Origin of the sequence: Nocardioides antri (assembly GCF_008373765.1) — a bacterium.
GTDB classification, from domain to species: domain Bacteria; phylum Actinomycetota; class Actinomycetes; order Propionibacteriales; family Nocardioidaceae; genus Nocardioides; species Nocardioides antri.
Map to the genome: position 1 here is coordinate 1 of NZ_VUJW01000017.1, position 5,498 is coordinate 5,498.

The 5,498-nt window shown below is 65.0% G+C and carries 9 protein-coding genes; 2 read left to right on the forward strand and 7 right to left on the reverse strand.

Annotation, left to right across the window (positions count from 1 at the left end; genetic code table 11):
* Nucleotides 1-193 precede the first annotated feature (193 nt).
* A complete protein-coding gene (locus F0U47_RS20045; RefSeq protein WP_149752268.1) occupies nucleotides 194-478 on the reverse strand; it encodes a hypothetical protein in 285 nt (94 codons plus the stop codon).
* A 150-nt stretch (nucleotides 479-628) separates the two neighbouring features.
* Nucleotides 629-931 (reverse strand): hypothetical protein, encoded by a 303-nt coding sequence (locus F0U47_RS20050; RefSeq protein WP_149752269.1) that lies wholly within the window; start codon nucleotides 929-931, stop codon nucleotides 629-631.
* Nucleotides 932-1,012: 81 nt separating this feature from the next.
* On the opposite strand from F0U47_RS20050, the gene F0U47_RS20055 reads away from it, so the two are divergent.
* Nucleotides 1,013-1,345 (forward strand): HEAT repeat domain-containing protein, encoded by a 333-nt coding sequence (locus F0U47_RS20055; protein ID WP_223162844.1) that lies wholly within the window; start codon nucleotides 1,013-1,015, stop codon nucleotides 1,343-1,345.
* A gap of 148 nt (nucleotides 1,346-1,493) precedes the next feature.
* On the opposite strand, the gene F0U47_RS20060 is transcribed toward F0U47_RS20055, so the two are convergent.
* From F0U47_RS20060 to F0U47_RS20080, 5 genes are all read right to left on the reverse strand, one after another.
* Nucleotides 1,494-1,919 (reverse strand): hypothetical protein, encoded by a 426-nt coding sequence (locus tag F0U47_RS20060; protein ID WP_149752270.1) that lies wholly within the window; start codon nucleotides 1,917-1,919, stop codon nucleotides 1,494-1,496.
* A gap of 544 nt (nucleotides 1,920-2,463) precedes the next feature.
* Nucleotides 2,464-2,655, reverse strand: coding sequence for a hypothetical protein (locus tag F0U47_RS20065; RefSeq protein WP_149752271.1), 192 nt, complete (start codon nucleotides 2,653-2,655; stop codon nucleotides 2,464-2,466).
* Between the two features lie 395 nt (nucleotides 2,656-3,050).
* Entirely contained in the window at nucleotides 3,051-3,392 is a 342-nt protein-coding gene (locus F0U47_RS20070) for a hypothetical protein (RefSeq protein WP_149752272.1), read from the reverse strand.
* An 88-nt stretch (nucleotides 3,393-3,480) separates the two neighbouring features.
* Nucleotides 3,481-3,750, reverse strand: coding sequence for a hypothetical protein (locus F0U47_RS20075; RefSeq protein WP_149752273.1), 270 nt, complete (start codon nucleotides 3,748-3,750; stop codon nucleotides 3,481-3,483).
* A 119-nt stretch (nucleotides 3,751-3,869) separates the two neighbouring features.
* Complete coding sequence (locus F0U47_RS20080) at nucleotides 3,870-4,172, reverse strand: hypothetical protein (RefSeq protein WP_149752274.1); 303 nt, start codon at nucleotides 4,170-4,172, stop codon at nucleotides 3,870-3,872.
* A gap of 916 nt (nucleotides 4,173-5,088) precedes the next feature.
* On the opposite strand from F0U47_RS20080, the gene F0U47_RS20085 reads away from it, so the two are divergent.
* On the forward strand, nucleotides 5,089-5,448 hold the full coding sequence (locus F0U47_RS20085) for a hypothetical protein (protein ID WP_149752275.1): 360 nt from the start codon (nucleotides 5,089-5,091) through the stop codon (nucleotides 5,446-5,448).
* The last annotated feature ends 50 nt before the right edge of the window (nucleotides 5,449-5,498 follow it).

The window sequence follows — 5,498 nt, forward strand, 5'->3', positions numbered from 1 at the left end:
CGACGGGTTCGAAGAGGCCACGATCGATGACTACGACCGACCACAGGTGCCCCGCTTGATCCGACGCGGCGACCGGCACGTCAGCGACTTCGCCACTGCCGGCGGGACAGCGATCGCGCGATCCTACGAAGAAGTCCGCTAATGCCGCGTCGCTTACGCGGTTCTCCCGAATTGCGCGCTCGTTCTTCCTCGATCAAACGGTGTGCTGCACGATCCATACGGTCCCGATGACGGCCATTACGGCAAGCGAGACCGCCGCCCCCGCGAGGAAGCCCACCCCAACGGGCCAGGTTCGCTCCGGAAACATCAGCAGCAGTCCAACGAGGAGCATCAATCCCGCCCAGACGAGCAACGTCCCCGACGGCGCGCTGGGCCAGAGTTCAACGACCAACAAATAGACGGCGGATACCGATAATGCGGCGATGAACCCAGTGCAGAAGTGGTGTTCGCCTCCTCCTGTTGACTCTACCCATCGCATGAGAGCAACCTACGACGCGCACGCTGCGACGGGATGAGCATCAGTACCTAAACGGGTGCCGATTGTGTGTCCGCTACTGCCGCCCTGCGTGCTCGCGGCAGCTGCACGCTACTGCCGCCTCGCGTGCGCACTCGTGCCGATGAGCGGTTGTCAGGACCGCGCAGCAAACTCCAACGCCCGAAAGACACCGACGAGGTGTGACAGGTCGTGTGATGCCTCCTCGGGCAGCCGTTCGTGCTCGTTGTGCACCGCCTCCGCGAGGTCGTCGCTCACCTGGCCGACCGTGAAGGTCTGGGGTTCCCCGGCCATGTTGAACGCTTCCTCCACGGGAAGATGCCAGTAGTAGTCCATGTCGAGCGTGACCTCTGGGCCGAGCCGCTTCTCCGTGGCGTCCAGCGTCCGCACCAACGCGGCTCGGAGGTCGGCGATGCTGACGGTCACGGGTTCGGCCATGCCCAGAGGATGTCAGCAAAGCGCACGCTCATGCCGCCCTGCGTGCGCGAAGTTGCCGAATAGCGCGCATAGGCTCGTGACGTGACCGACACCTTCCGGACGGCGATGCGCCTGATGCGCAAGCACGACCCGCAGTTGCAGGAGGACGGTTTCCACATGCTCCAGCCCGTCGCATCCGACGTGTTGCCGCAACTGATCCAGGAGTACGAAGCCGAGTCGGATCACGGCCTCCGGTGCTGGCTCCTCGAACTCATCGGCGCGGCGCGGTCACCCGAGGCACTGCCGATCCTGTCGCAAGAACTCCGCAGCACCGACGAATCGATCAGAGACTTGGCGCGCCACGGGTTGCAGCAGCTGGACACCAAGGAAGCGCGGACACTCCTCTGGCAAGAAGCGCAGAACCGTAAGGACTGATGCGCCGTCTACTGCCGCACGGCGTGCGCCCGCCGCGGAACGCTATCGCCGCGCCGAGAGTGCGTCATAGCGCCGCCCAGGACCCACGGTGCGTTCGCGCTGGTGCGGACCTTCTCATGGTGCCCGACGGGCGGAGGTCAAGTCGGTGTCAGTCGTCGAGCATCTGCTCGTGGCCGGCGGGACAGCGGCCCCGCGTGCAGTCGTAGAAGTCGTCGTCGAACTCAACCCAGTTTGACCAGCACTTCGAGCAGTAGTTGAGCTCACAGACGTGACAGCAAAAGGCTGCAAGCTCCCAATCGATGCGGCGTACGACGAGTGGGTCAACTTCGTCTAGGTCCGAGACGAGATCGACAAGACCGTCTGGCGCAGTGCCCGTGTTGACGTTGACAAACTCAAGTCGATACGAAGGAGCGCCGGGACTCCACGAGAGGCGGGCGCCGTCAGGCAGTGCACCGGCGTCGATCGGTTGGTCGTCATCCACCACGGCAAGGGTCGCTGCGACTCCGCCACACGATGCGCAGGTGAACTCGAACCGACCATCGGTCCTGACGCCATGTCTCCCCACGTTGCTCACCGGGCTCATTCTGACTGGCCGTTGCGGCCCTCCGCGTCGTCGAAAGCTATCCAAGGCGGCGTCGCACCGAGTCAGCGTGGCCGATGTGCCATGCGCAGGCGCCCGACGGCAGGTAGCAGAACGAGCACTTGTAGGCGTTGTACTTGACGCCCGACTTCTTCGAGCGAACGATCGCGGCTGCGATCGCCGCTGACTGGCTGTAGGCAACCTTGTTGCCGCAGCCCCGTGCGCGACGATGCTTCCCTCGTTTGCGTCGGGACTTACCTTGCTGCATAGCGCGGAAGCTACGAGCCGGGGCCGACACAATATCGGTGACGCTCTCGTCGCGCTTGGTGGCTGCAATGCCGCGGACTGGGTTTGACCTTGCTTCACCCATGGCCACCGCTGGGCCTGCCCGGATTGGCGCAGAGCTGTAGGCGTCGACGGCCCCACGGCAGGTGAGTGAGCCTTGGCTGCCCCAGCGCCCACCGCGGTCTACAGTGTTCGCGTCACTTAGCCGCCAGTCGGCGCACCTGATCCACTCGAAGACGCCGAGTTGAGAGCGCTACTTGCGAGGACGATCCGCGTCGTCCTCGTTCCAGATGGAGATGACGTGGCCCGTCCCGTACTCGGCGATGAGTTGCGCACGTGCGTCGTCCAGCGATGCGGCCACCAAACGAACGCGAACGCCGGGCTCATCGCCGACCCAAACGAAGCCGACGTACTCGCGTTGCTGTGGCGCGTCGTGGTCACTCACTGGCTCAGTATCAGTCGTCCAGCGAAGCGCACGCTACTGCCGCACGGCGTGCGCGGAGCCGCACGCTACTGCCGCCCTGCGTGCTCGCGAAACTGCACGCTGCTCGCGCATTGCGTGCGGGAGCACCCCTTCGTGACGACCCAATCCGGACGGACACCGAGGCGGCAGCCGTCGTCCTATGGTTCTGGAGTGAGAACGACAGCTCGATGTCTCGCGGCGGCGGTCGCCGTCCTGAGCATCGGCGCGATCACGAGCGGCTGCCTCGCAGAAGAGGACCCGTGTGCGTGCACGTATCCAGCCGAGTCACCGACTGACTCCGATCGCCCTCGACGGCAACTGCCGCGGTGATCCGCAACTGCCGCGAAATGCGCAGTCATGCCGATGAGCGGTCGCTTCTACGCGGACTCGATGACGGTGATGGCCACTACCTGACCGCTGTCCAGTAGGACGATGAACTGGCTTCCGTCGCGACCGCGAAAGCTGAGCGTCTCAGCCTCTGCCATAGGTCGCGCCAACGCCTCTACGAACGCTCTCAGCCCGCCGGTTCTCGGCCCTTCGCTAGCCTCGGCGCGTGCCAACCGCACCTCGTACGTTGCCGAGTCCAAGCCGCCAGAGGTGACCGGCACCATCTCTACACCGGTCGGGTCCAGCGCAGCAGTCGCCCGCTCCGCTAAGGGGTCACGGCTGTCACGGAGCAGCGCGACTAGCGCACTTCGGTCAACGTAGCGCGTGGGCATGGGCCGCATCTTGCCGCACGCTCACGCCGCCCTGCGTGCGCGGATCTGACGAGAAAGGGGCGGGTCGCGGAGCGATGCGGTGATGTCCCTAGTGACTCTGCGAAGACTCGCGGCGCTGTGCCGCGCTCCAGAGCGCCACGGCCAGGGCAACAAGTCCCACCAGCCCGAGCACGACGCCGACGAGCGTCCACGCCGCACTTCCGCTCTCGATTGTCATGGGAGGGCAGTCCACCGCCGATTCGCAGTCGCCGGAGGTGACCGAGGACTCCGGCCACGACTCCATCACGAGGAGTCCGCCGACCAACAGCAGCACTGCACCTAGTACGGCGAACATCACTGCTAGCAGATTGCCTCGCATGTTGCTCCTCCTCGGCAGATCTGACTCATCGATGTTAGGTCGACGCGCCGGACCGTGATTCGGTTCCTATCCGCGCGCTACTGCCGCGTGAAGTGCGCGATCGTGTCGATGAGCGGTTGTCAGGACCGCGCAGCAAACTCCAACGCTCGAAGGACACCGACGAGGTGTGACAGGTCGTGTGATGCCTCCTCGGGCAGCCGATCGTGCTCGTCCTGCACCGCCTCCTCAAGGTCGTCGCTCACCTGGCCGACCGTGAAGGTCTGGGGTTCCCCGGCCATGTTGAACGCGTCCTCCACGGCAAGATGCCAGTAGTAGTCCACGTCGAGCGCGACCTCTGGGCCGAGCCGCTTCTCCGTGGCGTCCAACGCCCGCAGCAAGGCGGCTCTGAGGTCGGCGATGCTGACGGTCAAGGGTTCGGCCATGCCCAGAGGATGTCAGCAAGAGCGCACGCTACTGCCGCACGGCGTGCGCGCAGCTGCCGGGAAGCGGGCGCTGTTGGGTGTACCTCAGTTGGGCAGACAAGCCACGTCGGGCTCCTCGGAGACCGCGCGACGAAGCACGCGAGCGACCCGCCATGGGAGACTCCAGGGCATGGGCGGTTCGGGCATGCCGTTTCCCGGCGCGACGGAAGTGTGCGACGAATGCGGAACGCAACTGGTGTACGGCCCTGGGCTCCTCGAGTACGACGCCGCCGACCTCGCAGATGATGAGGAGGAGCCCGAACTAGTCGATGGCTACGAGGTAGCGGATATGCAGTGGTGCCCCAACCTCGCTTGCCAGTCAAACCATCTTCACCGAGCCTTTGCTCAGGTTGGTCCTGACCTCTACAGGTGCAAAGTCTGCGGCGAAGAGATGAGTTGGGTCGCTGTCGGCCCTCATCGCCAACTGCATTGACGGCAGAGCGGTGGATGCAGGCGCCTCTGGCTATGCCAACCGACCCTCCTGGCTACCCCAGTTGGACAGATTGTCCCGTCGCGAACGCACGCTACTGCCGCACGGCGTGCGCGGAGCCGCACGCTACTGCCGCACGGCGTGCGCGCCCATGCCAAGTTGCGCGCGCTTGTCACTCGCCGACTATTACTTCGACAGTGAATACGCGGTTCAGGCAACTGCGGTGAGCACCGAGCCACTGATGACCGTCCGAGTCAGGAGACTGCACGGTCAGTTCGACGTAGTCCGGGGCATCCAGCGTGGCGGGGTCACCGCACACACAGCACTGATAGCGAGTCGTGCGGGCTGTCGGCATCCCTGAAGTGTGGCACCCGGACTGCCCTCATCTGCCGCATCGCCTGCGCGGTTCTGCCGAGACGCTGGCGTGGTGACTGCGAAACTGACGCCGTGGAGGAGGTCGTTTTTACCGCGCTTGATGCTCTGGTTGTCTGCTTCGCGATCGCGGTCACCGCGTTGCTCCTCGACCTGATGGCACGTTGGCGGAGTAACGCAGTCGTGTACGCCATTGCTGCTGCGAACGTGAAACCAGGAGGGGTGGGCTATCGAAGCCCGGAAGCCCGCTCCATCCGCATCGTCTGGTTGCATGCGGGGTGCGGCTGGGCGTCCTTCTGGTACCTCGTGTCGCTGTGGAACGGAGCGACCATCGTCCTGCTGCTGATGGGGTTAGGTTTTGTCCTGGTAGGGCTTGGGCCCGTTCTATCGATCGCAGGCCGTCCACGAGCCCTGATCCCACCCCGGTACCGCTAGGCCCCAGGTTATTGCCGCACGGCGCGCGCGGAGCCGCACGCTACTGCCGC

What these genes read in the sequence shown, in the direction of transcription:
- F0U47_RS20045 (WP_149752268.1), bottom strand. Translation starts at nt 478, where the DNA reads ATGCGATGGGTAGAGTCAACAGGAGGAGGCGAACACCACTTCTGCACT.
- F0U47_RS20050 (WP_149752269.1), bottom strand. Translation starts at nt 931, where the DNA reads ATGGCCGAACCCGTGACCGTCAGCATCGCCGACCTCCGAGCCGCGTTG.
- F0U47_RS20070 (WP_149752272.1), bottom strand. Translation starts at nt 3,392, where the DNA reads ATGCCCACGCGCTACGTTGACCGAAGTGCGCTAGTCGCGCTGCTCCGT.
- F0U47_RS20075 (WP_149752273.1), bottom strand. Translation starts at nt 3,750, where the DNA reads ATGCGAGGCAATCTGCTAGCAGTGATGTTCGCCGTACTAGGTGCAGTG.
- F0U47_RS20080 (WP_149752274.1), bottom strand. Translation starts at nt 4,172, where the DNA reads ATGGCCGAACCCTTGACCGTCAGCATCGCCGACCTCAGAGCCGCCTTG.